This is a genomic window from Streptomyces monticola, from assembly GCF_042665355.1.
In the GTDB taxonomy this organism is placed as follows: Bacteria; Actinomycetota; Actinomycetes; order Streptomycetales; family Streptomycetaceae; genus Streptomyces; species Streptomyces monticola.
The window spans coordinates 348401-374213 of the sequence record NZ_JBHTCF010000002.1 but is presented as its reverse complement, the minus strand read 5'-3'; the positions used below and the strand labels follow the sequence as shown (position 1 = coordinate 374213).

Annotated in this window: 26 protein-coding genes; 11 read left to right on the top strand and 15 right to left on the bottom strand. The window is 70.8% G+C overall.

Annotated features, from left to right (window positions below; all coding sequences use genetic code 11):
* The first annotated feature begins 227 nt into the window (after nucleotides 1-227).
* Nucleotides 228-1463 (top strand): RICIN domain-containing protein, encoded by a 1236-nt coding sequence (locus tag ACFQVC_RS07135; RefSeq protein ID WP_381827733.1) that lies wholly within the window; start codon nucleotides 228-230, stop codon nucleotides 1461-1463.
* Nucleotides 1464-1536: 73 nt separating this feature from the next.
* On the opposite strand, the gene ACFQVC_RS07130 is transcribed toward ACFQVC_RS07135, so the two are convergent.
* Nucleotides 1537-2502, bottom strand: a complete 966-nt coding sequence (locus ACFQVC_RS07130; protein WP_381827730.1) for an LLM class F420-dependent oxidoreductase — start codon at nucleotides 2500-2502, stop codon at nucleotides 1537-1539.
* A 201-nt stretch (nucleotides 2503-2703) separates the two neighbouring features.
* Here ACFQVC_RS07130 and ACFQVC_RS07125 point away from each other — a divergent pair, with 201 nt between their 5' ends.
* The gene (locus ACFQVC_RS07125; RefSeq protein WP_381827727.1) at nucleotides 2704-2931 is read left to right on the top strand and encodes a DUF5133 domain-containing protein; all 228 of its coding nucleotides are present in this window, start codon (nucleotides 2704-2706) and stop codon (nucleotides 2929-2931) included.
* 37 nt (nucleotides 2932-2968) lie between these two features.
* Here the strand turns inward: ACFQVC_RS07125 and ACFQVC_RS07120 are convergent, their stop codons facing one another.
* Nucleotides 2969-3820 carry a hypothetical protein gene (locus ACFQVC_RS07120; protein WP_381827724.1) on the bottom strand — a complete coding sequence of 284 codons (852 nt, stop codon included), beginning with the start codon at nucleotides 3818-3820 and terminating at the stop codon, nucleotides 2969-2971.
* Nucleotides 3821-4077: 257 nt separating this feature from the next.
* Between ACFQVC_RS07120 and ACFQVC_RS07115 the strand changes: the two genes are divergently transcribed.
* Entirely contained in the window at nucleotides 4078-4422 is a 345-nt protein-coding gene (locus ACFQVC_RS07115; protein WP_381827721.1) for an STAS domain-containing protein, read from the top strand.
* Between the two features lie 76 nt (nucleotides 4423-4498).
* Here the strand turns inward: ACFQVC_RS07115 and ACFQVC_RS07110 are convergent, their stop codons facing one another.
* The gene (locus ACFQVC_RS07110) at nucleotides 4499-5674 is read right to left on the bottom strand and encodes a YncE family protein (protein WP_381827719.1); all 1176 of its coding nucleotides are present in this window, start codon (nucleotides 5672-5674) and stop codon (nucleotides 4499-4501) included.
* Nucleotides 5671-6267: an ankyrin repeat domain-containing protein gene (locus ACFQVC_RS07105; RefSeq protein WP_381827717.1), complete on the bottom strand. Its 597-nt coding sequence runs from the start codon at nucleotides 6265-6267 to the stop codon at nucleotides 5671-5673. The genes ACFQVC_RS07110 and ACFQVC_RS07105 overlap by 4 nt, the downstream gene beginning before the upstream one ends.
* Nucleotides 6268-6573: 306 nt before the next feature.
* Here ACFQVC_RS07105 and ACFQVC_RS07100 point away from each other — a divergent pair, with 306 nt between their 5' ends.
* Nucleotides 6574-7056, top strand: a complete 483-nt coding sequence (locus ACFQVC_RS07100; RefSeq protein WP_381827715.1) for a hypothetical protein — start codon at nucleotides 6574-6576, stop codon at nucleotides 7054-7056.
* A gap of 195 nt (nucleotides 7057-7251) precedes the next feature.
* On the opposite strand, the gene ACFQVC_RS07095 is transcribed toward ACFQVC_RS07100, so the two are convergent.
* Entirely contained in the window at nucleotides 7252-7707 is a 456-nt protein-coding gene (locus ACFQVC_RS07095; protein WP_381827713.1) for a hypothetical protein, read from the bottom strand.
* 500 nt (nucleotides 7708-8207) lie between these two features.
* On the opposite strand from ACFQVC_RS07095, the gene argG reads away from it, so the two are divergent.
* Nucleotides 8208-9659 carry an argininosuccinate synthase gene (argG, locus tag ACFQVC_RS07090; RefSeq protein WP_381827710.1) on the top strand — a complete coding sequence of 484 codons (1452 nt, stop codon included), beginning with the start codon at nucleotides 8208-8210 and terminating at the stop codon, nucleotides 9657-9659.
* Between the two features lie 91 nt (nucleotides 9660-9750).
* Here the strand turns inward: argG and ACFQVC_RS07085 are convergent, their stop codons facing one another.
* Entirely contained in the window at nucleotides 9751-10959 is a 1209-nt protein-coding gene (locus ACFQVC_RS07085; RefSeq protein WP_381827707.1) for an FAD-dependent monooxygenase, read from the bottom strand.
* A gap of 111 nt (nucleotides 10960-11070) precedes the next feature.
* Here ACFQVC_RS07085 and ACFQVC_RS07080 point away from each other — a divergent pair, with 111 nt between their 5' ends.
* Entirely contained in the window at nucleotides 11071-11805 is a 735-nt protein-coding gene (locus ACFQVC_RS07080) for a TetR/AcrR family transcriptional regulator (RefSeq protein WP_381827704.1), read from the top strand.
* Between the two features lie 82 nt (nucleotides 11806-11887).
* Here ACFQVC_RS07080 and ACFQVC_RS07075 read toward each other — a convergent pair whose 3' ends face one another.
* From ACFQVC_RS07075 to ACFQVC_RS07060, 4 genes are read right to left on the bottom strand one after another with little or no spacing between them, the layout of a single operon-like run.
* Nucleotides 11888-12820, bottom strand: coding sequence for an ABC transporter substrate-binding protein (locus ACFQVC_RS07075; protein WP_381827702.1), 933 nt, complete (start codon nucleotides 12818-12820; stop codon nucleotides 11888-11890).
* Nucleotides 12821-12844: 24 nt separating this feature from the next.
* Nucleotides 12845-13507, bottom strand: coding sequence for an ABC transporter permease (locus ACFQVC_RS07070; protein ID WP_381827699.1), 663 nt, complete (start codon nucleotides 13505-13507; stop codon nucleotides 12845-12847).
* A 2-nt stretch (nucleotides 13508-13509) separates the two neighbouring features.
* Entirely contained in the window at nucleotides 13510-14160 is a 651-nt protein-coding gene (locus tag ACFQVC_RS07065) for an ABC transporter permease (RefSeq protein ID WP_381827696.1), read from the bottom strand.
* The gene (locus tag ACFQVC_RS07060) at nucleotides 14157-15191 is read right to left on the bottom strand and encodes an ABC transporter ATP-binding protein (RefSeq protein WP_381827694.1); all 1035 of its coding nucleotides are present in this window, start codon (nucleotides 15189-15191) and stop codon (nucleotides 14157-14159) included. The genes ACFQVC_RS07065 and ACFQVC_RS07060 overlap by 4 nt, the downstream gene beginning before the upstream one ends.
* A gap of 159 nt (nucleotides 15192-15350) precedes the next feature.
* On the opposite strand from ACFQVC_RS07060, the gene ACFQVC_RS07055 reads away from it, so the two are divergent.
* Nucleotides 15351-16883: an aromatic amino acid ammonia-lyase gene (locus tag ACFQVC_RS07055; protein WP_381827692.1), complete on the top strand. Its 1533-nt coding sequence runs from the start codon at nucleotides 15351-15353 to the stop codon at nucleotides 16881-16883.
* 126 nt (nucleotides 16884-17009) lie between these two features.
* A complete protein-coding gene (locus tag ACFQVC_RS07050) occupies nucleotides 17010-19475 on the top strand; it encodes a caspase, EACC1-associated type (protein WP_381827691.1) in 2466 nt (821 codons plus the stop codon).
* Nucleotides 19476-19503: 28 nt separating this feature from the next.
* Here ACFQVC_RS07050 and ACFQVC_RS07045 read toward each other — a convergent pair whose 3' ends face one another.
* Nucleotides 19504-19875 (bottom strand): DUF488 domain-containing protein, encoded by a 372-nt coding sequence (locus tag ACFQVC_RS07045; protein WP_381827689.1) that lies wholly within the window; start codon nucleotides 19873-19875, stop codon nucleotides 19504-19506.
* Between the two features lie 261 nt (nucleotides 19876-20136).
* Here ACFQVC_RS07045 and ACFQVC_RS07040 point away from each other — a divergent pair, with 261 nt between their 5' ends.
* From ACFQVC_RS07040 to ACFQVC_RS07030, 3 genes are all read left to right on the top strand, one after another.
* A complete protein-coding gene (locus tag ACFQVC_RS07040) occupies nucleotides 20137-20964 on the top strand; it encodes a thioesterase family protein (RefSeq protein WP_381827687.1) in 828 nt (275 codons plus the stop codon).
* A gap of 76 nt (nucleotides 20965-21040) precedes the next feature.
* Nucleotides 21041-21529, top strand: coding sequence for a VOC family protein (locus tag ACFQVC_RS07035; RefSeq protein ID WP_381827685.1), 489 nt, complete (start codon nucleotides 21041-21043; stop codon nucleotides 21527-21529).
* Nucleotides 21530-21642: 113 nt separating this feature from the next.
* On the top strand, nucleotides 21643-22113 hold the full coding sequence (locus ACFQVC_RS07030) for a hypothetical protein (RefSeq protein ID WP_381827683.1): 471 nt from the start codon (nucleotides 21643-21645) through the stop codon (nucleotides 22111-22113).
* Between the two features lie 98 nt (nucleotides 22114-22211).
* On the opposite strand, the gene ACFQVC_RS07025 is transcribed toward ACFQVC_RS07030, so the two are convergent.
* From ACFQVC_RS07025 to ACFQVC_RS07010, 4 genes are all read right to left on the bottom strand, one after another.
* Nucleotides 22212-22892 (bottom strand): TrkA C-terminal domain-containing protein, encoded by a 681-nt coding sequence (locus ACFQVC_RS07025; RefSeq protein WP_381827680.1) that lies wholly within the window; start codon nucleotides 22890-22892, stop codon nucleotides 22212-22214.
* A 102-nt stretch (nucleotides 22893-22994) separates the two neighbouring features.
* Nucleotides 22995-24293, bottom strand: a complete 1299-nt coding sequence (locus tag ACFQVC_RS07020; protein ID WP_381827678.1) for an ArsB/NhaD family transporter — start codon at nucleotides 24291-24293, stop codon at nucleotides 22995-22997.
* Entirely contained in the window at nucleotides 24290-24484 is a 195-nt protein-coding gene (locus ACFQVC_RS07015; protein ID WP_381827675.1) for a CBS domain-containing protein, read from the bottom strand. The genes ACFQVC_RS07020 and ACFQVC_RS07015 overlap by 4 nt, the downstream gene beginning before the upstream one ends.
* Nucleotides 24471-25775: a cation:proton antiporter gene (locus ACFQVC_RS07010; RefSeq protein ID WP_381828288.1), complete on the bottom strand. Its 1305-nt coding sequence runs from the start codon at nucleotides 25773-25775 to the stop codon at nucleotides 24471-24473. Before ACFQVC_RS07010 ends, ACFQVC_RS07015 begins: the two co-directional genes overlap by 14 nt.
* Between the last annotated feature and the right edge of the window lie 38 nt (nucleotides 25776-25813).

Below are 25813 nucleotides of genomic sequence, written 5' to 3'. Positions count from 1 at the left end.
GCGTGGAACGGGCGGACAACCGGACGCTCTCGGACACGGCGCCCGCGGCGCGCTCCCGCCGCCAGTGGGCGGACCAGCGCCGTCCCCGGCAACGGGCGTGCGCAAGGGCCCAGTTCGAGACGCGGCGGTGGCGCCCGGTCCGGTTTGGCCGAGTCTGCGCGTAACGGACCCCGCGCGTCCTCCTAGGGTGAAACGGGAACTGCGGCGTTCCCAATGGGGAGGAACCCATGAGTGTCACCGCGCATGGTACGTACCTCATCAAGAATCAGAAGAGCGGGCATTACCTCACCGCCAAGGGCGCGAGCAAACAGGCGTCCGCGGACATCGTCCAGGAGGTGCTGCGCGACTGGCCGGGGCGTTCCTGCCAGGCCTGGCGCGTGGAGCCCGGCCCCGCGGGCCATGACACGTTCCGCCTGGAGAATCAGCTCAGCGGACGCTATCTGCAGGTCCGGCGGCTCAGCACGGAGCGCGGGGCGGCGATCGAGCAGGCGCAGCTTGAGGAGAACAGCCCGGCCTACAAGGGCCAGACATGGCGGCTCTCGGACACCGGCCGCGGCCTCTTCCAGATCGTCAATCTCCACAGCGATCTGCGGCTGCACATCCGTGACGACAAGGACACCTCGGGCGCCCCGGTCGACCAGTGGCCGGAGTCCCAGGGGGACAGCCGCGGCTACCAGCTGTGGCAGCTGGAACCGGTGGAGCCCCGCGGGATGGACACGGCGTTCGACGCCCTGGTCGGCACCGCCGTCGAACCGACCGGCAACCTCCTCACCGCCCTTTCCACCGGCGTCAAAGCCACCCTCGAAACCGTCGGCGGCGTCTTCGGCACCGTCTCGCGCCTGGTGCCGGGCATCGACCACACGCCGTTCGTGCGCTTCTCCGGTTTCCGCGGCGGCGAGTTCATCCGGTTCTCGCAGCGCCACCGCGTCGAGGCCGGGCCGCAGCGGATCATGCGGCGCTTCCCGCATCTGCCCGAGGAGTTCCGCGACGGCTTCCAGTTCGTCATGGCGGCACCGCGGCGCAGCCACCACGACTACATCGGTGTCGGCCACGAGCGCTATATCGAGTTCTCCGACCGGCGCAGCGGCCACCCGCACCCCTGGGACGAGCTGTTCCCGCCGGAGATCGTCAAGGGCGAGGAGCTGTCGAACCTGATCGCCGTGGTGCCGGCCGCGCACGACGACTCGCGCTATCTGGTGTTCACCCGTTCCGGGATGCTGACGATCGAGGGCCGGCTGCCGCTCGGCACCGGCCACACGCCGTTCGTCGAGCCCGTCAGTCTCGACTTCCTGCCGGGCGAGTTCCAGGAACCGGACTCCGTGACGTCCGCCGTCATCGGTGACGAGGTGCACTTCTTCGCCACCAAGGGCGACGAGTTCACCGTCTTCACCTGGGAGAAGGTCGTCCAGGGGCCGAGCAGCGTCCTTGAGGCCTATCCGTACCTGCTGGGGCTCTGGGTCTAGTACGACCCGAGGTCCGGTGCGCCGGGCCGGGCCCGCGCGACGCGTCGCCGCAGCGGCGCGTCGCACGGGTGCGTCACAGTTCCCGCAGCGCCGGCAGCAGCTCCTGCTGCGCCCACTTCATGAACGGCTCCTGGTGGTCGCCGCCGACCTGCACGAGGGCGATCTCCGTGAACCCCGCCTCCACATAGGGGCGTACGGCGTCCACGAAGGTGTCGACGTCGTCGCCACACGGGATCGCCTCGGCGATGTCCTCGCGCCGTACGTACTGCGTCGCGGCGTCGAAGGCGGCAGGCCCCGGCAGCTCGGCGTTGACCGGCCAGCCGCCGACCGACCAGCGGAACTGCTCGTGCGCCCGGGCCACCGCCGCCTCACGGTCCGTGTCGAAGCAGACCGGCAGCTGGCCCACGCGCGGCTTGCCCGAGCCGCCGTGACGGTCGAAGGCGTCCACGAGTTCCGTCTTGGGCTCGGTGGCGATGACCAGGTCGCCGAGGCGTCCCGCGAGCCGGCAGGAGTGCTCGCCCGACACGGCGATCCCGAGGGGCGGGGTCTTCTCCGGCAGGTCCCACAGCTCCGCGTTCTCCACGTCGAAGTACGTGCCGTGGTGGTTGACGTTGCCGCCGTCGAAGAGCGCCCGGATGATCTCGACGGCCTCTTCCAGCATGCCGAGGCGGATATGCGCCGCGGGCCAGCCGACGCCCACCACATGCTCGTTGAGGTTCTCCCCCGACCCGAGGCCGAGCCGGAAGCGCCCCTGCGAAAGGAGCTGCATCGTCGCGGCCTTCTGCGCGACGACCGCGGGGTGATAGCGGGTGGTCGGGCAGGTCACGTACGTCATCAGCGGGATGCGCGAGGTGGCCTGCGCCGCGGCTCCGAGAACGCTCCAGGCGTACGGGGAGTGCCCCTGCTCGCTCAGCCACGGGAAGTAGTGGTCGGAGGTGACGGAGAAGTCAAAGCCCGCCTCTTCGGCCTGCACCACGTGCTGTACGAGCTCACGCGGGCCGGCCTGCTCGGTCATCATCGTGTATCCGAAATCAGCCATGTTGTACACGTTGCGTGTGAGGCCGGTCTGAAACCTTCCGGTGGACCGTTCGGCGGTGACCCGGAACGCATTCCGGAACGCATGGAAGGGCGATGGGCCGGGCACCCGGCCCCTGAGCGACGGCACTGCCGATCGCTCGCCGAACGATCCGGAAACCGATCCGGAAACCGATGCGGAAACCCCGCCGAAGGAGGCTTTCCCGTGCTGCTGGCACACCCCGTCGTGCTCGAGGATCTGGTGGAGCGCTACAAGGCCCTCGCGCTCCTTGGCGCGGACCAGGGCGGCCCCGGCGGGCGGCAGGAATACGAAGACGTCGCCTACAGCCTCTGCGTGGCCACCGGCACCAGCGATGTCGACGCCGCCGTGGTCGCGGCCAGCCACCAGCTGCCCGGCGCGCGGCCCACGGACGACTCGATGGTGACGGCCTAGGCCCAAGGCCTCCGCCTCGGCCGGCGCCCACCGGGTCTCACCCCACGTCGCCGGTACGGCGCTTGCTGCGCCGGATACGCCACCACAGCGTGACGAGCAGGCCCCCGCCCAGCGCGACGAGGGCCATGAGTGCCTGCCGTGGGCCGTCGGACTCCGCCGACGCCGCGGCCGGGGCGGCCTTGCTCCCCGCGTCGCCCGTCACCGGCTTGCCGTCGCTGCTCGCGCCGCCACGGTTCGCGGCGGGCCCGGCGGCCCCCTGCTCGGCGGCGGATCTGTCCGCCTCGCGTGCAACGCCGCCGCAGCCGCTGAACCCGGCGTCCTGGTCGGCCCGTACGCACACCACGGGGTCCCACCGGAACTCCTCGCCGGCGCCGCCGCGCTCACTGGCGTCGGCCGCCGCGAGGGTCGAGCGCACCGTCGTACGGCCGTACCCGTCGAGGCTCGCGCCCCACATCATCCAGTCCTGCTCCACGTGGGCCAGGGGCTGTGAGTCCGAGGGCTTGGCCTCGCTGGGGAGCATCTGCACGATCTCGGCGTCCGGGTAGGCGCGGTCGGTGCGATTGCGCACCGTCACCTCGTAGGAGACGCCCTTGCTCCCGCCGGTGCCGGCACTCTGCTCGGAGGGGACGCGGCGCACCGTGACGGCGAAGGCGTCATCCACGGCGCCGACCCTGCCGGGCTCCGCGCCCTCGCCGCCGTCGTGGCCCGAGCCGTGGAGCCCGTCGGGTCCTGCGTCGTGGCCCGAACCATGGCCCGAGCCGTGCAGCGCGTCGGGTCCCGCGTCATGGTCCGAGCCGTGTGCTCCGCCGTCGTGAGGGGAGTCGGCCGCTGCCTGCCCGGCCCCGCCCGGGGCCGCCGTGGCCAGCGCGGCGGCCAACAGACCAGCCACCAGCATGTGTTGAGCCCGGCCGGGGTTCCTGCCCATCGGATCTCCGATCTCGTGTACGTCGTCGGCTGCTGGTCACACAACTACCGGCGCGCCCCCACGGCTCTGCGGCACCACGCTCCGGGGCGGGCTTGCTGCCCCTCGAATGCGCCCGGTCAGCGCACACGATCCGCACGACGTCCTCACGTGAAAGGGCTTGCTCTCGCGCCGCCGCCGAAACGAGAGTCGGCCTAAAGCTCACGCAGACCAAGGCAACGCGCATGGACCGGCCACAGGCCCGGCTTCCGGCCGACCCACGGCTCACCGTCGTACCGGTGGCCGACGGCGGTGAGGGGGCCCTCACCCTCGCCCTCAGCGGTGAGCTCGACGTGCACACCGTCGACACGCTCTGCGCCGTGGCCATCAGCCGGATTCACGAAGGCCGGCGCCATCTGCGGCTCGACTTCACTCAGGTGACCTGGTGCGACAACGCGAGCCTCTTCGCCCTCCTCGGCCTGCGCGCCGCGCTCCACGCCGCCGACGGCAGCCTGGGGTTCACGGCCTTCAGCAAGGCCATCGACGAGTCCATCACCCGCAACGGCCTCGGCCACGAGTTCCGCCCCTAGTCGTGAACTCCTTGGACCCTTGCACCCCATGAGCCCCATGCGCCCCATGCGCCCTTAGGACAACCGGACCTCTCCGTCACTTGTGCAGTACGGCGATGCCCAGGGGTCGTTCTCCGGCGGCCAGCCGGGAGGTCTTGCCGGTCTCGACGTCGACGACCGTGATGCCGTTCCAGTACCCGTCGCGGGTGAAGCCGCCGGTGACATAGGCGGTCCGTCCGTCCGGTGTGACGGCGACGTCCTCGTGCGGTCCGTCCAGCGGGATCACCCGCTCCTCGCCGTCCTTGTCGCGCACCGTGAGGGACGGGCCCTTGTCGGCCGACGGGTCGATGGGACCGGTGCCGACGGCGAAGAGAGTGCCCTCGGCGGTGATGGTGGCGCCGTGCTGGTGGGTGTTCGCGGTCATCCGCTCGATGGCCGACTCGCCCGTACGCGGATCGAGGACCACCAGGCGCTCGCCTTCGAAGGGCAGCAGCAGCTTGCCGTCGTCGGGGCGAACGGCGGCGTAGTGCGGCTTGAGCCAGGACCCGAGGCCGCCCTCGGTGCCGTAGGGGGCGACCTCGTACCGGCGCGGTGTGCCGCGTCCTTCGCCGTCGCCGTCCGTGGGGACGACCGTGACGTCGAAGGAGTCATGCCCGGTCGCGTAGACCTCGCGGCCGTCGCGGGAGACATCCACGTCGAACGGGCGGCGGCCCACGGCGGCCGTGTCCGTCACCTCGCGCGTACGGGTGTCGATGGTCTCCAACACGCCTCTCTCGCCCGGCACGTTGACACCCACGTAGACATGCCCGCCGTCCGGCGCGAGCGCTATGCCCATGCCGCCGCCGCGGTACTCCCCGGTGTCCGCCGGGCCGGAGTCGGTGGCGTACGGAACGAGGTCCTGGCGCTCGCGTGTACGGGTGTCGACGACGGCGACGCCCTCGGCGGTGGCGACCCAGGCCCGGCCGTCCGCGCCGACCGTCAGGCCGTAGGGGGCGGTGCCGACCTCGACGGTGTCCACGGGGCCCTTGTCCGGGTCGACGAACGTGACGGTGTCGGAGCCGAAGTCGGCGACGAGGAGGGTGCCGTCGGGGGTGCGTCCGGTGGGCTCCGCGTCCGGGGCGACGCGGGCGACATCGCCGCCCCCATGCCCGTCCCGGCCCGAACCGCCGTCGCCCGCCGGGCCGTTGGTGGTGGCGCAGGCCGAGAGCAGCACGAGGGCGGCGGCGGCCAGGGCGACAGGGGTGCGGGCCGCGCCGCGGACCGGCCGCGTCACCGGACGGCCCTCAGCAGACCCGCGATCCGGCCGAAGCCACGCCGCTCGGCGTGTTCGAGGGCCGTGACCCCGTCGCCGTCCGGCAGCGCGGGTGAGGCTCCGGCCGTGATCAGCAGCTCGATGATCTCTTCGTGCGCCGGGCCGCCGTCACCGAGGATCACCGCCTCCAACAGGGCCGTCCAGCCGAGGTCGTTGACATGGTCGACGTCGATGTCGGTCTCGTGCAGCAGCGCGCGTACGTAGGCGACATGGCCGCGCTCGGCCGCCGGGATCAGGGCGATGCCGCCGAAGCGGTTGCGCACCGTGAGGTCGGGCCCAGCCGGGAGCAGCGTGCGCATCATCGCGACGCTGCCGGTGACTCCGGTGACCAGCCAGGCGCTGTCGTTGCGCTCGTCCTGGGCGTTCGGGTCCGCACCGGCGGCGACCAGGACACCGGCCGCGTCGACGTGGTCGTCCGCGGCGGCGATGAGCAGGGCGGTGCGGCCACGCTCGTCGCGCGCTCCGATGCCCGCTCCCGCGTCGAGTGCGGCCCGCACGGCCGCCGCGTCGCCACGGGCGGCGGCGCCCAGGAGGGCCCGGTCGTGCTCGTTCATGCGCTTCTCCCCAACTTCTGCCGTGTCACAGGCTGCGGCCCGTGCGGCCCCTGCGTGATCCACCCCCTGTTGATCCATTCTGGCGGCCGCCGGGGTGCGGGCCGTCGCCGTAGCGGATGCACGGGGAGCGCGGAACGGCCGAGGCCGCCGTCGTCCGATCGGTTGATGCGGCGGGGCCACGGAACGTGCTCGACCAACGAGTTTCGGCTGCGCCCGAAAGAGATGGAGGGCCCGCCTCCCCCTGGCCAGCATCTCTCGTGGCAACTACGGACGTGAGTACGCGAGTACGCGAGTGCAGGGGGCAGCATGCCGATCAAGAAGAGGGTTGGGCGAGCCGTGGCCGTCGCGCTCATGGCCACGGCGGGTGTCGCGGTCGCGGGCGGTTCGGCGGCAGCGGACGAACCCGGGAGCGGTGGTCCCGGTGGCGGCTTCGCCGCAGCCGAGAACCAGGGTTCGCCAGGAGGGGGCCTGGCTCCCATGGGCGAGAGTGGTGGCAGTCCAGGAGGCGGCGTCGCTCCCGCCTACGACGACAACGGCGACGGCGTCTATGACCTGGTCACGCCCGCTGTCGAGCAGGGCGCGGAGACGATGGTCGAGAGCGCGGAGTCGCCGCCTGTGGAGAAGTGGGGAACCACGCCCAAGGGCGAGAACACGGGCGCACCCGGTGGAGGGCTGGCCCCCGAGGGCGAGAATGACGGCGCCCCGGGCGGCGGACTCGCGCCGACGGGCGAGAACGGCGGCTCACCGGGGGCCGGGGTCGCGACGGTCGGCAATTTTGCCGGTTCCTGAGCGGCTTGCGGGAAGTCCGGTGCGGTGCGCCCCGAAGGGGCGCGGGGAACTGCGCGACCAGCCACGACGCACCCGCAGGTGGCATACCGGACTTCCCGCGGAGCGCTTCGCGCACGAGAGCGGTGCCGAGCAGCCGGCACGCGCAGAGCGAGTTCGGCGCAGTGTTCCGCGAGGATGCCGAGGTCTTCGGTCACGTCACCGGGGCGCCTCCGCAGTGGATGCATCCGCCACCTCGGCCTCGATCGCCAGGAGCCGCGTGTGCCGGCGGACCCGCGAGTACTTCTGCCGCGTGCTGTGGCCGTCCCACTGCACCCGCGGATCCGCCACGTCGACGATCTCGACGTGCCGGAACAGCGGCAGATCGTGCGGCGCGATGTGCCACGACATCTGCCATCCGCCGGCCACCAGGAACAACACATGCCAGCCCTCGGCGTCCACGTCCGTGGCGGGCGTCATGACCGCGCTGTCCGGATGGAGAGCGGCGAGCCAGGCGAGAAGATGAGCGCGCTCGCGGTACGCGGCGTCCCGCTCACGGTCCGCGGTGGCGGCCTCGGCGGCGAAGCTGTCGGCGTGCCGCTTCCAGCGGGCCTCGGCTTCCTGCTGCTCCTGGAACTCGCGGGCGAGCTGGGCGACGTACACGGCTTCGGCCATCCCCGCGCTGGGACTCCTATGGGTCTTGAAGAGGCGGCGGACTGCGCCGATCACGCGCCTGCGCGCGGACCGGGCGGGAACCGGTTCTCGGCCGGGTGTGGACATGGGGTGCTCCTGGCGTGGTGCCGGGGTGGGTCCCTTGGTGGGCCCCTTGTCCGGAGTGGGGGGTTCCTGTGGTCTTCTGCCCTGCCGCATGGCCTATGCCACCGAGATGTGTCAGTTCGGTGGTTTGTGTACGGGGAGTTGGCCGATGTGTGATGCCGGAGCGGCTGGTTGTTGAGAGTGGGGCCTACGGCTGCCCAGGGATCCGCGACGAGCGGCACCACCGACGCGGCGACCCGCACCGGCCACCGGACCACCGGACCACCGGACCACCGGACCACCGGACCGCCGGACCGCCGGACCGCCGCAGCGGGACAGCGGGGCATCCGATGCGGCTTACGGACCGAGAGCCGCCCCCCCACATTGCATATTCATGCGCAGTGATGCATACTTTCCTCATGTCCAAGGTCCTCACCTCCCTGCCCGCCGGCGAACGCGTCGGCATCGCCTTCTCCGGCGGACTCGACACCTCCGTCGCCGTCGCCTGGATGCGCGACAAGGGCGCCGTCCCGTGCACGTACACCGCCGACATCGGTCAGTACGACGAGCCCGACATCGCGTCCGTGCCCGGCCGTGCCTCCGCGTACGGCGCCGAGATCACCCGTCTCGTCGACTGCCGTGCGGCGCTGGTCGAGGAGGGCCTCGCGGCGCTCGCCTGCGGTGCGTTCCACATCAAGTCCGGCGGGCGCGCGTACTTCAACACCACGCCGCTCGGCCGTGCCGTCACCGGCACGCTGCTCGTGCGGGCGATGCTGGAGGACGGGGTGCAGATCTGGGGCGACGGCTCCACCTTCAAGGGCAATGACATCGAGCGGTTCTACCGCTACGGCCTGCTCGCCAACCCGCATCTGCGGATCTACAAGCCCTGGCTCGACGCCGACTTCGTGACGGAACTCGGCGGCCGCAAGGAGATGTCCGAGTGGCTGCTCGCGCACGGTCTGCCCTACCGGGACTCCGCCGAGAAGGCCTACTCCACGGACGCCAACATCTGGGGCGCCACCCATGAGGCCAAGACCCTGGAGCACCTGGACACCGGCGTCGAGACCGTCGACCCGATCATGGGCGTGAAGTTCTGGGACCCGTCCGTCGAGATCGACACCGAGGACGTCACGATCGGCTTCGAGCAGGGCCGCCCCGTGACGATCAACGGCAAGGAGTTCGCCTCCCCCGTCGACCTGGTCATGGAGGCCAACGCCATCGGCGGCCGGCACGGTCTCGGCATGTCCGACCAGATCGAGAACCGGATCATCGAGGCCAAGAGCCGCGGCATCTACGAGGCCCCGGGCATGGCCCTGCTGCACATCGTCTACGAGCGGCTCGTCAACGCGATCCACAACGAGGACACCGTCGCCCAGTACCACAACGAGGGCCGGCGGCTCGGCCGTCTCATGTACGAGGGCCGCTGGCTCGACCCGCAGGCGCTGATGATCCGCGAGTCGCTCCAGCGCTGGGTCGGCGCCGCCGTCACCGGCGAGGTCACCCTGCGCCTGCGGCGCGGCGAGGACTACTCGGTCCTCAACACCACCGGCCCGGCGTTCAGTTACCACCCCGACAAGCTCTCCATGGAGCGCACCGAGGACTCGGCGTTCGGCCCGGTGGACCGGATCGGCCAGCTCACGATGCGGAACCTGGACATCGCGGACTCGCGGGCCCGGCTCGAGCAGTACGTGGGTCTCGGCCTGGTCGGCGCGGCCGGCCACCCGGCCACGATCGGCGCCGCGCAGGCGGCCTCGACCGGTCTGATCGGCGCCATGGACCAGGGCGGCGCCGAGGCCATCGCCTCGCGCGGCGAGGCCACGGAAGAGGACGTGATGCTGGACCGCGCCGCGATGGAGTTCGGCACGGACTAGGACCGGCAACCGGCCGTATACACCCGGGCGGCGGGCCCCGGCGGACTCTGTTCCGCCGGGGCCCGCCGCCGCGTTCCCGTCGCCCTTTCCCTCACCGTCCGACCGGGCTTGGCGCGACCGGGCTCGGCGCGACCGGATAGTCCGGCAGGGACACCGTGCTGCTGACCTTCTCCCCAACCCTGAGCATGGCGTTCAGGAGCAGCGGGCGGGAGAGCAGCGTGTTGCGCAGGCGTATGCCGGTGGCCGTACCGGGCGCGAGGAACCTGCCCGTGCGGTCGCCGCCCGTCTGACAGCCCTGGGCGTACTTGCGCAGCCTGTCCTCGTACCGGGCGAAGGCCGTGCGGTGGTCGCCCTGGGCGCGTGCGAGTTCACCGGCGAGCACATACGCGGCGACCACTGCCGTACCGGTGCCCATGCCGCCGATGGTGGCCCCGCAGGCGGCGTCGCCGACGAGGCAGACGCGCCCCTTGGACCAGGTGTCCACGTCCGCCCGGCTGATCGAGTCGAAGTACAGGTCGGGCGCCCGGCGCAGCGAGGCGAGCAGCTGGGGCACCTGCCAGCCGAGGCCGGAGAACGCCTCGTCGATCAACTGCTTCTGCCGGCCGACGTCGTGACGGTCGTACGACAGCTCCGGCGCGGCGAAGACGAAGAACGCGCCCGCCCGCGCCGGGTCGCGATGGTCGACGCCGACGGAGGCGAACCGTCCCGGGACGTTGAGGCCGACCGAACCCTCCGCCACGCCCAGGTCGTTGGGCAGCTGCCAGGTGGCGGCGTAGTAGCCGAGGTGGCTCACGTGGTCACGCTCCGGGCCGAAGGCGAGGCCGCGGATGTTGGAGTGCAGTCCGTCGGCGCCGATGACCAGGTCGAAGTCGCGCGGGGCCGCGTGCCGGAACTCGACCCGCACGCCCGTGGGGGTCTCGGTGAGGCCGGTGACCGAGTCGCCGAAGAGGTACTCGGTGCGCGGAAGGCTCCGCTCGTAGAGGATCCGGGCCAGGTCTCCGCGCAGGACCTCGATCTCGCCGCCCGCGAACTCGGCGGGAAGACGCAGCCGTGTCCGGCCCTGTTCGTCGACAAAGCGGATCGGGCTGCCGCCGGTCTGCACGGCGCGCAGCGCGGGGAGCAGGCCCATGCGGTCGAGGACGGTCAGATGTGTTTCGCCGCGGAAGTCGACGGCCTGACCGCCTTCGCGCAGGGCCGGGGCCAGTTCGACGACGGTGGGCTCGAAGCCGTGCTGTCCCAGCCAGTAGGCAAGGGCCGGGCCCGCGATGCTCGCGCCGGAAATGAGAACGGTCCTGGTCATGGATTCCTCCGCTCGAAAACTGTGTCCCTCGGACACTGATAATTACTGTGTACTCTAGACACAGTTAGTTGGGCAAGCCCTGCAGGACGCGGCACAGGAGGAGCGGCAGACATGAGTGGCGAGCGGGGCGAGCACACCGGCGTGGCGCGACTGCTGTGGGGGCCGCACCCCAAGCCCGCGCGCGGCCCCAGGCCGACCCTCGACCTGGAGCACATCGCGCAGGCCGGGATCGAGATCGCCGACTCGGAGGGTCTGGCGGATGTGTCCATGCAGCGCGTCGCCGCCCAACTGGGCGTGACCAAAATGGCGTTGTACCGCTACGTGCCGGGCAAGGCAGAGCTGGTGGCGCTGATGGTGGACACGGCGATCGGCCCGTACCCGGCACAGAAGACGCGACGTGGCGACTGGCGCACCCAACTGCAGGACTGGGCACGGCAGTTGGTCACCGTCTTCGGGCGGCACTCCTGGGCGATCGAGGCCACCGTGGGGCCGCGGGTCATGGGGCCGGGCGAGCTGTCCTGGCTGGAGGGCGCGGTCTCCGCCCTTGACGGTACGGGCCTGAGCGGCGCCGAACGGATGGACGCCGCCGCCCTCCTTGCCGGTCATGTGCGCGGCATCACGCAACAGGCCCGCGCGGCAGGGCCCGAGGGCAATCCGGAGGCCCAACTGGGCGCTGCCATGGGTGATCTGATGGCGGATCACGGTGAGCGCTTCCCCGCGCTCACCGCGGCCCTCGCCGAAACGGCCCGGTCCAGGGGCCGGGGCCAGGACCAGGCGATGGAGTTCGGCCTGCAGCGCATCCTGGACGGCCTGGCCGCCCTCATCGAGGAGCGCGCGACGCGCTGACCGGCGGCTCTCCCGCTCGGTGGTCAGCGTGTGCTGTCCACCTGGCGGTCCCCGCACCCGTACGGGCACCGCTGGAGCGACGTCAGCTCTTCGTGAGGCCTCGGCTCTCGGCGTAGGTCCGGGCCACGTCCTCCGGGTCCTTCTTGTCCTTGTCGACTTGACGGTTGAGTTCCGTGAGGTCGGCGGTGGTCAGGGTGGCGCCGAGACGGGCCAGGGCGCGGCGGGTCCTGGGGTCGGCCTTGCGGTCGGCGATGAGCGGCACGACGTGCTGGCCGGGGACGAGGTTCTTGGGGTCGCTCAGGACCACCCAGCCGTTGGCCTTGATGTCGGTGTCGGTGGTGAAGAGGTTCGCCACGTCCACGTCGCCCTTCTTCAGGGCGCCCTTGACCAACGGGCCGGAGGAGTCCAGGGACTTGAACTCCTTGAACTCCACTCCGTAGACCTCCTTCAGGCCAAGCGCGCCGACCGCGCGCTTCTTCACCTCGGGCGCGGCGCCGATGACGAGACGGTCACCGACCGGGGCCAGGTCGGCGAGGGAGCGCAGGTTGTACTTGGCGGCGGTCTCGCGGGTGACGGCGAACGCGTCGGAGTCCTCGGCCTTTCCGTACGAGAGGACCTGGAGGCCGTCCGGGAGGGCGACGGTGAGGGCGTTCTGCATGTCGCCCTCTTCCCTGGCCTTCGACTTGGGGGCGATGTAGTGCAGCAGGGCGCCCTGGTATTCGGGCAGCAGGTCGATGTCGCCGCCCTTGAGGGCCGGGATGAGGATTTCCCGGGTGCCGAGGTTGGGGCGGACGCTGGTCTTGATTCCGGCGGCGTCGAGGACCACGGCGTAGAGGTGGCCGAGGATCTGGTTCTCGGTGAAGTTGGCCGTTCCGATGGTGATGCCGCCCTTGCTGGAGCCGGCACCGGGCCCTGTGCCCTGGCCTTCGAGCGAGGTGATGCCGCTGCTGCAGGCGGCGAGGGCGGGGACGGACGCGGCGGCGGCGAGACCGGTGAGAAGAGTACGGCGGTTCATGGGGCTGTTCTTCAACGGGGGCTCCTAGGCGGGGCGGTGGCGGAAGACGATGCGCTGGACGGTGGTCAGCGCCAGGTCCAGGACGACGGCGACCAGGGCGACCAGGACCGCGCCGCCGAGTACCTGCACCAGGTCGCGCTGGGCGAGACCGTCGAAGACATAGCGGCCGAGTCCGCCGAAGCTGACGTACGCGGCGATGGTGGCGGTCGCGACGACCTGGATGAGCGCGAGCCGCAGTCCCGTCATGATCAGCGGCAGCGCGAGGGGCAACTCGACCTGGAACAGGACCTGGTGGCCGCGCATGCCCTGCCCGTAGGCCGCGTCCTTGACTTCGGGAGCGACGGCGCTCATGCCCGCGTAGGTGTTGGTGACGATGGCGGGTACGGCGAGTGCGACCAGGGCGATGTAGACCGGCCACATGGACAGGCCGCTGGCAAGGAAGACCAGGACGACCAGGCCGACGGTGGGCAGGGCACGCCCGAAGGACGCGAGGTTGACGGCCACGAAGGCGCCCTTGCCGGTGTGGCCGATGAGGAGGCCGACGGGCAGGGCGATGGCGGCGGCCACGAGCGTGGCGAGCAGGGAGTATTCGAGGTGTTCGGCGAGGCGGTGGGCGATCCCGTCGGGGCCGGTCCACTGCTCGGCGCCGGTCAGCCAGGCGGCGAGGTCGGTGAGGAGTTCGTACATGGTCAGGCGGCCCTCTGCTTCCGGCGGTTCCAGGGGGTCAGGGCGTATTGGAGGCCCACGAGCAGCGCGTCGGCGACGACGGCGAGCAGCAGGGTGAGCACCACTCCGGCGATCACGGGGGTGGGGAAGTTGCGCTGGAAGCCGTCGGTGAAGAGCTGGCCGAGACCGCCGTCGCCGATGTACGTGGCGACGGAGACCAGCGAGATGGACATGACCGTCGCGATCCGTACACCCGCCATGATCACCGGCAGGGCCAGGGGCAGTTCGACGGTGAGCAGCGTGCGCAGGGGGCCGGTGCCCATCGCGGTGGCGGCCTCCTTCGTGCGTGCGGGCACGGAGTCCAGGCCTTCGACCGTGTTACGCAGCAGGACGACCAGGGTGTAGATCGTCAGGCCGATGACGGTGGTGGTGCGGGTCAGGCCCGAGACCGGGAGCAGCAGCACGAAGACCGCGATGGACGGGATCGTGAACAGGACGTTGGACAGGCCGAGCAGCAGGCCGCGCAGGGCGCGGACCCGGTGGGCCAGGACGGCGAGCGGCAGCGAGATCAGCAGGCCGAACAGGACGGCCGACAGGGCGGCTTGGAGATGGGAGAGGGTCAGGGTGGTGAGGTCGCCCGCGTGGTCGGATATCCACGCCCATTCGATGGTCATGCGGCCACCCGTGCCCGGGTGTGGGCGCGGCCCGCGTGGTTCTGGATCTCCTCGCGGGAGGTGACGCCGGTGAGGACTCCGTCCGCGTCGACCCGGGCGACCAGGCCGGTGGGTGAGGCGAGGCTCTCGTCGAGGGCGGCGAGCAGGGAGTCGGTGTCGCGCAACGGCCGTACGGGTGTGGTCTGTTCGCCGTCCCGCCAGGCTGTGGGGCGGCGGTCCGGGTCGAGTTCGAGAGTCCAGCTGCCGCCTTCGGGTGCGGGTGCCTGCGGCAGATCGGCGAGGGTGGTGAGGGAGAGGAGTTTGAGTCCGCGTTCGGCGCCGAGGAAGGAGGCGACGAAGGCGTCGGCGGGGCGTGCGAGGAGTTCGGCGGGCGGGGCGCACTGGACGAGGTGGCCGCCGGTGCGGAAGACGGCGATGCGGTCGCCGAGGCGCACCGCCTCGTCGATGTCGTGGGTGACGAAGACGATGGTCTTGCCCAACTCCTTCTGCAGGGACAGCAGTTCGTCCTGCAGCTGGGTGCGTACGACCGGGTCGACGGCACCGAAGGGCTCGTCCATGAGGAGTACCGGCGGGTCGGCGGCGAGCGCGCGGGCGACGCCGACGCGCTGCTGCTGACCGCCGGAGAGCTGATGCGGGTAGCGCTTGGCGGTCTCGGCGGGCAGGCCGACGGTTTCGAGGAGTTCGGCGGCGCGCGCCCGCGCCTTGCGCCGGCCCCAGCCGAGCAGCAGCGGCACGGTCGCGACATTGTCGAGGACCGTGCGGTGCGGGAAGAGACCGGACTGCTGGATCACATAGCCGATGGCGCGGCGGAGTTCGGCGGCGTCCTGCTCCCGAACGTCACGGCCGTCGACGAGGACGGTCCCGCTCGTCGGCTCGACCATCCGGTTGATCATGCGGAGCGTGGTGGTCTTGCCGCAACCGGAAGATCCGACCAGGACGGTGACGCCGCCCGCCGGAAGGTCGAGGGTGAGGTCGTGAACGGCCGTGGTGCCGCCGGGGAAACGCTTGTGCACGGACTGGAACTGGATCATGGGTGGCACCCCTTGCCTGGGTTGCATAGTGTCATGCAGAGTTCTTGGTGCCTGAATAGATTGTCAATGGCCCGGCGTTAATCACTGGTTACGGATGGCCAACTGGCAAGACCCGGCGACCGAGTTGGGAGGATTTTGCACGTGTTTCCGTCTCACGTTGTGGATACTTCGGCCGATGCGGACACCACTGGAGCCGATGCGGACACCCCAGGAAAGGACGCCCCCATCGTCCTCGACGGGACCGCCCTGACCGTCGCGGACGTCGTACGCCTCGCCGACGGCGCCGGACATCCGGCCGCGGAGCCCGGTGCACTGCGCCGCGCCGGCCGGTCCCGGGACGCGGCCCGGCAGATCGCCGAGTCCACCCACGTCTACGGCCGTTCGACCGGAGTGGGCGCCAACCGGAACGAGGCGGTGCCCACCGGGGCGGCCGTCGGACACGGCCTCCGGCTGCTGCGCAGCCACGCCGGGGCCATCGGCGACGAACTGCCCGCCCGCCAGGTCCGCGCCATGCTCGCCGTGCGGGCCAACCAGATACTCGCCGGCGGCGCGGGCCTGCGCCCCGGCGTCGTCACCGCCCTCTGCGAGGCCCTCGCCGCCGGCGCCCACCCGGTCGTGAACGCCTACGGCTCCGTGGGCACGGGAGACATCGCGGCCCTCTCCCAGCTCGGCCTGGCCCTCGCGGGCGAACAACCCTGGCGCGGCGGTTCCGGCCCCGCCCCCGCCCCCGCTCCCCTGACCCTGGACAACAACGACGCGCTCGCCCTGATCAGCAGCAACGCCCTGACGCTCGGTCAGTCCGCCCTGGCACTCGACGAGTTGCGCCGGCTCCTGGCCGCCACCCAGGTGGTCGCCGCCCTCTCGCTGCTCGCGGTCGACGGCTCCTACGAGGCCTACGCCCTGCCGGTCCACCAGGCACGGCCGCACCGCGGCTCCACCGACACGGCCCGCACGATGCGGCTGCTGCTCGGGGCCCCCGACCGGCCGGGACCGCCGAGCGGCCGGATCCAGGACCCGTACGGCTTCCGCTGTCTGCCTCAGATCCACGGCCCGGCACAGGACGCGGCCGACACCCTCGAAGAGGTCCTCACCGTCGAGATCAACGCCGCCGCGGAGAACCCGCTGATCTCCGCCGACGACCTCGCCGCCTACCACCACGGCGGTTTCTACCAGGCCCAACTCGCCCTGTCCCTGGACCATTTCAGACTCGCCCTGACCCAGGTGGCACGGCTGTCCACCTCCCGCCTCGCCACGCTCAACGAACCCGCGTACACCGGTCTGCGCCCGTTCCTCGCGGGCGGCGAGCCCGCGTCGTCGGGCGTGATGATCCTGGAGTACGCGGCGGGCGCCGCCCTCGGCGACCTACGCGCCCACTCGGCACCCGCATCCCTCGGCCACGCGGTGCTCTCCCGCGGCGTCGAGGAACAGGCCAGCTTCGCCTCACTCGCCGCCAGCCAGACACAGCGCGCCTGCTCCGCGTACCGCCTCGTCGTCGGCTGCGAACTCGTCGCCGCGGTCCGCGCCCTGCGCCAGCGCACCCTGCGCCCCGACCCGCAACTCCCGGTCGCCCGCGCCTTGGCCCTCGCCGAGTCGGCCCTCGACCCGGACCACACGGACCGGCCCCTCACCGACGATGTGACGCGCGCGGCGGCGCTGCTGGACGAACTCGCGGGCATCGGCACCGTCGGCTGAGGCGGCCCGGAAGCGCTTCGGAGGCGATCCGAAACCGGTGCCGGTGGCCGTCCGAAACCGGTGCCGGTGGCCGCGCCGCGGCCCATAATGGGCAGCCGCACACGGACCATGAGGGACGGGGAACGAATGGCGCGGCTGCCGGATCCGCAGGGCTCACAGGCCATTTTGATCGGCTGCGACACCTACGCGGAACTCGACCCCATCCCGGCGATCGCCAACAACCTGTCGGACCTGTCCAAAGTCCTCGCAGAAGCCGGCGGATTCCGGCAGGACGCGATCACGGTCATGGCCAACCCCCGCCATGCGGGCATGGTCGGCCCGCCCCTTCAGGAGATGACGGAGCAGGCGACCGACACCCTGCTCCTGTACTACTCCGGCCACGGGCTCGTCGGCGAGGACGGGCAGCTGCACCTCGCCCTGTCGGACACCGCGCAACGCGAACTGACCACATCGGCCCTGCCGTTCGCGAGCGTACGCAACATTGTGGGCCGCAGTCCGGCACGGACCAGGGTCCTGATCCTGGACTGCTGCTTCAGTGGGCGCGCCATGAGCGGTTTCATGGGCACTCCGCTCCCCGACCTCGCCGCACTGAGCGAAGTCTCCGGTACGTTCACGCTGGTGTCGGCCGCCGGCAACGCCATGTCCCTCGCTCGCCCCGGCGAGCCGTACACGGCCTTCACCGGAGAACTGATCCGGCTGCTCAAGCAGGGCATCCCAGGTCCGGAGGAAGTGCTGACGCTCGGAGCCATCGCCGCCGAACTCCGGCACAGCATGGCCTCTTTGGGGTATCCGCAACCACAGGCGCGGGACGTCAACGGCGTCGGCTCACTTCTGGGCCTTGTCCGGAACCCCGCGTACGACCCGACAGCGACTCCGACGAGCCAGGACGTAGCCCCGGAACCGGTGAGCGAGGCCGTCGCCCAGGAACCGGCGGAAGCCGCCGCTGTTGCGCCGTCCCCCTCCGTCTCCACGCCCGTCGCCACATCCGTCGTCACGCCCGGCGAGGCGTCCACCGACCGCGACGTGGACGACACGGATGACGTCGAATGGTCCCCCGACGCCCCCGCCACAGTGGATCTGCTGCACCGCGCACCGGCGGCGAAGGTGCTCGCCCTGCGCCTGATGGAAACGCAGCACACCGAACCCGGCACGTCGTTCCTCGTGCATCTCGACGGCCCGTGGGGCAGCGGCAAGAGCAGCCTGCTGAACCTCCTGGAGGAACAGGTCGACGACCATTTCCTCGTCGTACGGTTCGACGCCTGGCAGCAGTCACGGCTCGCGCCCGCGTGGTGGTCCCTGCTCACCTGTCTGCGTCAGCAGGTGGCACACGGCCGAAGCCGGTGGCTGCGCCCCTTCGTCCGGATCCGGGAGACCGCCGCGCGGGCCCGCAGGACCGGGGCGCCCTACGCCATGGCCGCTGTCGTCGTGGCCCTGGTCGCCACTGTGCTCGGCTATCTCATCTGGCCGCAGAAGCCGGGCCTTGCCGGATGGGAACAACAGGTCAAGGCGGCCACGGCGCTGCTCGCCGCGCTGGCGACACTCGGTGCCGGGGCACTGCTCGCCGCCCGTCTGTTCCTGTGGGACTCGGTGCGCGGAGCCAGACTCTTCGAGCAGACCCAGGCCAATCCGATGGCGGACATCGCCGCCCACTTCCAGTGGCTGCTCGGGCGCGCGGGCAAGCCGGTCGTCTTCTTCATCGACGACCTCGACCGCTGCGAGCAGGCGTACGTCGTGGAGTTCCTGGACATGGTGCAGACCCTCGTACGCACCGTGGGGCCCTCACGGGACGGCGGAACACGCGCCGCGGCCTATGTCGTCGTCGCCGCGGACGGCACATGGCTCAGGCGCAGCTACGAGACCGCGCACGAGCCGTTCATCGACTGCATCAACGAACCCGGCAGGCCGCTCGGTTATCTGTTCCTGGACAAGCTCTTCCAGCTGTCCCTGCCGATGCCGGCCCTGTCGGCGTCGGCCCGTTCCGAGTATCTGGACCAGATGCTCAGGATCACCAACTCCCGGAGACCCACGGCTAGTTCACCCCTCCAGGCACCCCACGAACCCGACGCACCCGACGCACCCGACGCATCCCAATCATCAGAGGCGCCGCCGCGGCCGCGCGCCGGCGGGGACGTACTGGAGCGTCTGCGGCGATTCGAGGAGGGGCGTGCGCAAGCGGTGTACGAGGCGATGCAGAGCACGGCCGAGCGCAGCAGGACAAAGCACACCCTGCGGAAATTCGCGTCCGTACTCGGCGACAATCCGCGGGCGGTCAAGAAGTTCCTCAACACGTACAGCGTGCTGCGCCCCATCCGCTTCCTGGAGGGCATCCACGTGGATCCGGACGCGCTGGCACTGTGGAGTCTGATCCGGGTGCGCTGGCCCTACGTCGCGGACCACCTGTCGGCCTGCCCGGAGGCGGTCCAGGGCATCGTCGAACCGCTGTGGCTCACCGAGCACTTCCCCGAACCGCTGCGCGCCGCGGCGGAGTCACCCGAACTCCAGGCCGTCGTGACCTCACCGGACGGCGGACCGCTGACCCCGGAGCTGATCCGCCAGTGCTGCGGTGTACGCCGGGCGAGGGGCACGGGCTAGGACGGCCACCCCCTGTCCACGCCGTGCGTCACCCCGAGAGCAGCCGGGCGAGTACGGAGGTGTGGCTGACGTCCGGGTCCTTGGCCGCGGTCAGGAGCGTCACCTGCGGGTGGTCGCGGACCAGGGCACGCAGTCCGGCGAGTGCGTCGGCGGCGGGCTCGGCGGCAAGCTCGGCTTCGTAGCGCCGTACGAACTCGTCGTAGTCCCCCGCGTCGCTGTGGTACCAGCGGCGCAGTTCGGTGGAGGGCGTGAGGTCCTTGGGCCACTCGTCGACGTGGGCGTCGGCCTTGCTCAGACCGCGGGGCCACAGCCGGTCGACGAGCACCCGCACCCCGTCGTCCGCCGACGGCGCCTCATAAACCCGCCGCACCCGCACCCGTCCCGCTCCTGCCGCGGCCATCTCAGCTCAACTCCCTTACGCGCGCGCCCGGTAGGGCCTTCATCGCCAGTGGCCCATGCCCCCATGGTCCTCATCCTTCAGGCCCGAGGCGGACGGAGGCGCTTTTGGCTACGCCGAACGGGGCGCGGCGGCCCGGGGCCCGCCTCGTTGTGTCACTGATCACGATGACCGGCGGGACTGCCGGGCTCTACGATACGTGACCGCTGCACCTATCTCCGCGTCCCTGAACCCCGCACCCTGTCTGCCGAGGAGACGAATTCCGTGACCACCGGTGTCGCCGCGCGCGAGAGTTACTTCGAGCGGACGGGCGAGCATCTCTACAAGCCCACGGCTCACGCGGGAGGCGCGTGGAGCGCCGACGAACAGCACTTCAGCCCGCTCGCGGGGCTCATCGTGCACGCGATGGAGCGGCACTTGGCGACGCGCCCGGCGACGCAGCCCGGGAATTCGGCGCTCGCGCGGATCAGCTACGACATCCTCGGCCGCATCGCCCTCGACGAGTGCGAGATCAGCGTGGCCACCGTCCGCCCCGGCAGGACCATCGAACTCCTGGAGGCGACCGTGGTCATCGGTGGCCGCCCGGTCGTCCGCGCCCGCGCCTGGCTGCTCGCGTCCCTGGACACCTCGTCCGTGGCCGACAGCCCCGACGAGCGCCTCCCCGCCCCCGAGGAGTTCTCCCCCTGGGCGATGGGCGAGCAATTCCAGGGAGGCTACGTATCGTCCATCGACGTCCGCCGGAGCCTTCCGTCCCGCAGGGGTCGCGCGGCGGCCTGGGTGTCCTCGCTCGTCGACCTGGTCGCGGGAGAGCCGAGCAGCGCGCTCGCCTCGTACATCGCGCTGGTGGACACCGCGAACGGCATCGCCGTGCAGCAGGACCCCACCGCGTGGATGTTCCCGAATGTCGATCTGACGATTCATCTGCACAGGCAGCCGCAGGGCCCGTGGACCGGTCTGGACACCACGGCCACCTTCGGCCCGTCAGGACAGGGCCTCACCAGCAGCGTCCTGCACGACGTGAACGGGCCTGTCGGGCACGCGGAACAGATCCTCACGGTCCGGCCGCAGACGTCGCCCCCTTCCCTCGCTTGACCTCAAGCTTGGTTCAGCTCCTACCTTCATGGTCATCGGCACCAGCCGCCCGTCGTAAGCCAAGGAGGCAGTTCCCATGACCACGTCCACGACGACGTCCACGTCCACGTCCACCACCACCGTTCCCGAGAACTACCGCAACGCCGTGATCGCCCATGTGATGGTCGACGGCGCCGCATCCGCAATCGACTTCTACGCCAAGGCATTCGGCGCCGAAGAGCTGTTCCGTATCGACAGCCCGGACGGGCGTATCGTGCACGCCGAGGTGAGCATCCACGGGTCCACCATCATGCTGGGCGACGCCGACGGCCCGCTGTTCAGCGCACCAACCGCTCTCGGCGGCACGACAGTTGGGCTGCACGTCTTCGTCGAGGACGTCGACGCGCTCGCACAGCAGGCCACCGCGGCCGGGGCGGAGCTGCTGCAGCCGCCCGCCGACCAGTTCCACGGCGACCGTACGGCCATGCTGCGGGACCCCTACGGCCACGTCTGGGTCTTCCTCACCCACCTGGAAGACCTGACCTCGGACGAGGTGACGCGCAGGGCCCGGGAACTCTTCAGCTGAGCGTCGAACGGCCTGACGGCCTGACGGCCTGACCGGCGGGGGCCGCGAGGGCGGACGGGCTCCGGACCGTCTTGCGTAGGGACATCACCCGTTCCCTTGCCTGGAGTTGGGACATGGCACAGCGGAGCCGCCGCGCTACGACCCGCCGTGGTCGATGCCCGCCGGTTGCGGCACTGACGACCCACAACCGCTATTGGGCCCGGGAGTTGAGGGGCGCGACCGGTTGCGGCGTCCTGTTCGTCGCGGCCCTGCTGCTGCTCGACTGGGCCGTCGGCGACTTCACGGCCCTGCGCGCCTGCCTGTGGACCGGCCTCGGCGCCCTGCTCTTCGCCGTCCTGGCACCGGCCCGCATCAGCGCCGGACCGGATGTCTGCGAGTCCCGTGGACTCTTCCGCACCCGCCAGGTGTGCACGGCCTGCCTGGTGCCGGTCCAGGTCTCCCCCCCCGGTATCTCACAGCGCCTCGTCCTGCGGGATCTGCACGGCCGGCGCCTGGAGATCGATCCGCGGGTGCTCGTGGCCCAGCTGTGGCGGATCGACCGCTACGGCCTGCTGTTCACCCAGCACGAGCAGGCCACCGTCTGACGGTGCGACATGAACGGGCGCGGGCCGAGCAGTTGGTGACTGCTGTGCCCGCGCCCTCGGCCTCAGCTCGGCTCGGGCTCAGCTCGGCTCGACTCGGCTCAGCTCAGTTCGGCGAACGCCTCGACCGCACGGGTCTTGCCCGTGACCACGATGACATCGCCCTTCTCGACGACCGTCTCGGCGGTGGCGTAGGTGAAGTCCTCCCCCGGCCGTTTGATGCCGATGAGGCGTCCGTCCTTGGTGGTGAGCAGCAGGCTGCGTTCCCCGAACCGGGCGTGCAAAGACGCCTCCACCTGTCGTACGGCGGGGTCGGTCTCGCCGTACGACTGTGCCCCCTCGGCGACGGCCACCACGTGCGCGTGGGCGAGGCTGAGCCCGAAACGCTCGGCCCGTTCGGCGAGGCGTCCCAGGTCGCTGCGGCCGTGCAGCAGGTCGTCGATGAACTCCCGCCGGAAGGCCTCCTCCTGGCGTACGGCCAGGCGCTGGGCCCGTTCGTAGCCCTCGGCCAGCGCGTCGACGACCTGCTCGACCAGGGCGAGTACACGCTCGGCGGCACCGGCACCGGCCGCGGCTCCGGCCCTTGGCCAGGCCGCGCGGGTCGCCGCCACATGGACGTTTATCAGGGAGCGCAGGCTGTGCCCGGCCTCCGCGGCCGCTTCGCCCGCCGTCCTGCGGGCCTGGAGTTCTTCCCTGTTGAGGCGCCGCCCGGTGCGGGCGACTTCCGTCAGCAGCTCGCCGTACCCGTCGAGGTACTGCTCCGACGTCTCTTGCCCTGTCACTTCATTCTCCGGGTATCTGCTCCGGGCGACGGCAGGATGCCGCGCCCGCGGGACGGTTCGTGCGCGGGTCGTGCGGGGGCTTGTGCGAGGTGTGTGCGCGGTTCATGCGAGGGCGAAGTAGCGCAGCCACACGTACAGCAGGGAGATGCCGACGGTGACAGCGGTGACGACCAGACCGTACTTGGTGAACTGCCAGAAAGAGATGGGCTGTCGGTTGCGCTCGGCGATGCCGAGGACGACGACGTTGGCGGAGGCGCCGATGGCGGTGGCGTTGCCACCGAGGTCCGCGCCGATCGCCAGGGCCCACCACATGACGTGGCTGCCGCTGCCGCCCATCGCCTCGATCAGGTCGCTGGTGATGGGGGCCATGGTGGCGACGTAGGGGATGTTGTCGACGATGCCCGAGAGCCCGGCCGAGGCGCCGAGCATGAGCATCGAGCCGTCCAGTTCGTTGTCGCCGATCGCGCTCGCGAGGGACTTGGAGACCTCGCCGATCACACCTGTCTCGATCAGGCCGCCGATCATGATGAACAGGCCCGCGAAGAAGGCCAGGGTGGGCCATTCGACTTCCGCGAGGACCTCGCCCGTCTCCACGGTGGAGACCGCCACCAGCAGTCCGGCGCCGAGCAGCGCGACGATCGAGGGCTCGTAGTGGAGCACCGGGTGCAGCACGAAGCCCGTGACCACCAGGGCGAGGACGATCAGGCCCTGGATCATCAGCCTCGGGTTACGGATGGCCTCGCGCTCTTCCAGGGACATGACCTCGTCGGCGCGCGCCTCGTCGTGGACGAAGGTCTTGCGGAACATGAAGCGGCACAGCGCGATCAGCACCACGATCAGCACGGCCGACAGCGGCGCCATGTGGACCAGGAAGTCGTTGAAGGTCAGGCCGCCCCGGCTGGCGATGATGATGTTCGGCGGGTCACCGACCAGGGTGGCCGCGCCGCCGATGTTCGAGGCGAGCACCTCGGCGATCAGGAACGGCGCGACCGGGAGCGCGAGCCGCTCGCACACCAGGAAGGTGACCGGGGCGATCAGCAGCACGGTCGTGACGTTGTCGAGGAGTGCCGACGCGCAGGCCGTGATCACGATGAGCATGACCATGACCCGGAACGGTTTCGCGCGGGCCCGCTTGACCGACCAGATCGCCAGATACTCGAACATGCCGGTCTTCTTGAGGACCCCGACGATCATCATCATCCCCAGAAGCAGGAAGATGACGTTCCAGTCGACCCCGGAATGCTCCGAGTAGAACGCCGACTTGTCGTCGGTCGCCCCGATCGCCAGCATCAGCGCCGCTCCGCCGAGAGCGGCGGCGACGCGATGGATCTTCTCGCTGATGATCAGGGCGTAGGCGCCGACGAAAACGGCGATAGCGGCCCAGCTCTGCCAGTCGTTCACGATCCTCCGATGAGTTCTGCCATCAGGCGGGCTGCCGTGCCGGCGCCCACCGGACCGGCCTGGTCGCCGTCGCGTTCGATGACGGCGACCAGCGGTGTGTGCGTACGGGCCATCAGCGGAGGGGGCGCCTCCCTCGCGTCGTCATCCGTGGTCACGGACGGGTAGGGCCCGGCGAGTTCATGTGCGCGCATGGCCGTTGTCCTTGCGTGGTTCCGTCTGCGCGCCGGGGACGTCCGTCTGTGCGCCGGGCCCGGCGGCGGGGCCGGTGGCGTGTTCCGCCCCGGCGTCGCTGTGGCCGGAGGGGATACCGGCCAGCTCGTCGACGTGGAAGAGCCGGGCGATCGGCACGTCGGTGCTGCTGTGCGCGATGATCGACACGGCGATGCAGACCGCGATGAGGGTGAAGGCCTCCTCGCGCTGCGGGATTCCGGCCTGCAGGACGAGCAGCCCGTACACCACCGAGGCGAAGCCCTTGGGGCCGAACCAGGCCGCCACCAGCTTCTCGCGCCGGTCGAAGCGTGTGCCGATCAGCGAGAGCAGCAGCGAGGCCGGACGGATCAGAACGATCGCCAGGACGACCACGACATATCCGCCGACCGACAGGTCACCGAACAGCTGCGGGGTCAGCAGCGCGCCGAAGACCAGCAGCGCCGCGAACTTCGCCAGCTCCGCCAGCGCTTCGCCGAGCGGCTCGAACGCGCCCTTCGACTCCGGGGCCACGGCGGCGATGACCGCTCCGGCGGAGAAGGCCGCCAGGTAGGGGTTGGCGTGGGTGAGGTGGCACAGGGCGTACAGGATGATGCCGGTGGCGAGCGGCAGCAGCTGCTGCAGCTTGGGCTCCGCGCCGAGCAGCCGGAACCGCACGAGGCCGTTCACGAACAGCGGCAGCAGCACGCCGAAGCCCAGACCGAGCACCAGCTCCAGTGCGATCTTCCCGAAGGACGCCTCGGCGTGGCCGGCCGTGGGGCCTGCCGCCGCGATGAAGATGAGCACCACGGGCAGGGCGAGGCCGTCGTTGATCCCGGACTCGACATTGAGCAACTGCCGCAGCTTGGAGGGCACTTCTTTGCGTCCCACGATCGCCGAGGCGAACACCGGGTCGGTCGGCGCGAGCACCGCACCCACCAGGAAGGACGTCGTCCAGTCCAGGCCCGCGAGGTAGTGCGTGATCAGTGCCATGCCGATGAAGGCGAGCGGCATACCGAGGCCGAGCGCACGGGCCGGGTTCTTCCAGTTGGCCCGCAGTGCCTTGAACGAGACGTGCATGCCATCGGTGAACAGCACCGCGAACAGCGCCAGGTCGGCGGTGACGGACACGATCTCGCTGTCGGGCGTGACATGGATGAGGCCCAGGAAGCCATCACTGACGATCGCCCCGCCGACGAGGAAGAGGAGGGAGGTCGAGAGCACCGTTCGTGCCGCGAGTCCCGACAGCAGCACCGCTGTCAGCAGTGCCACCCCGAAGACAGCGATGAGCACCATGGCGTACGCCCCGTTCGACTGAGTCACCTAAGACCCCG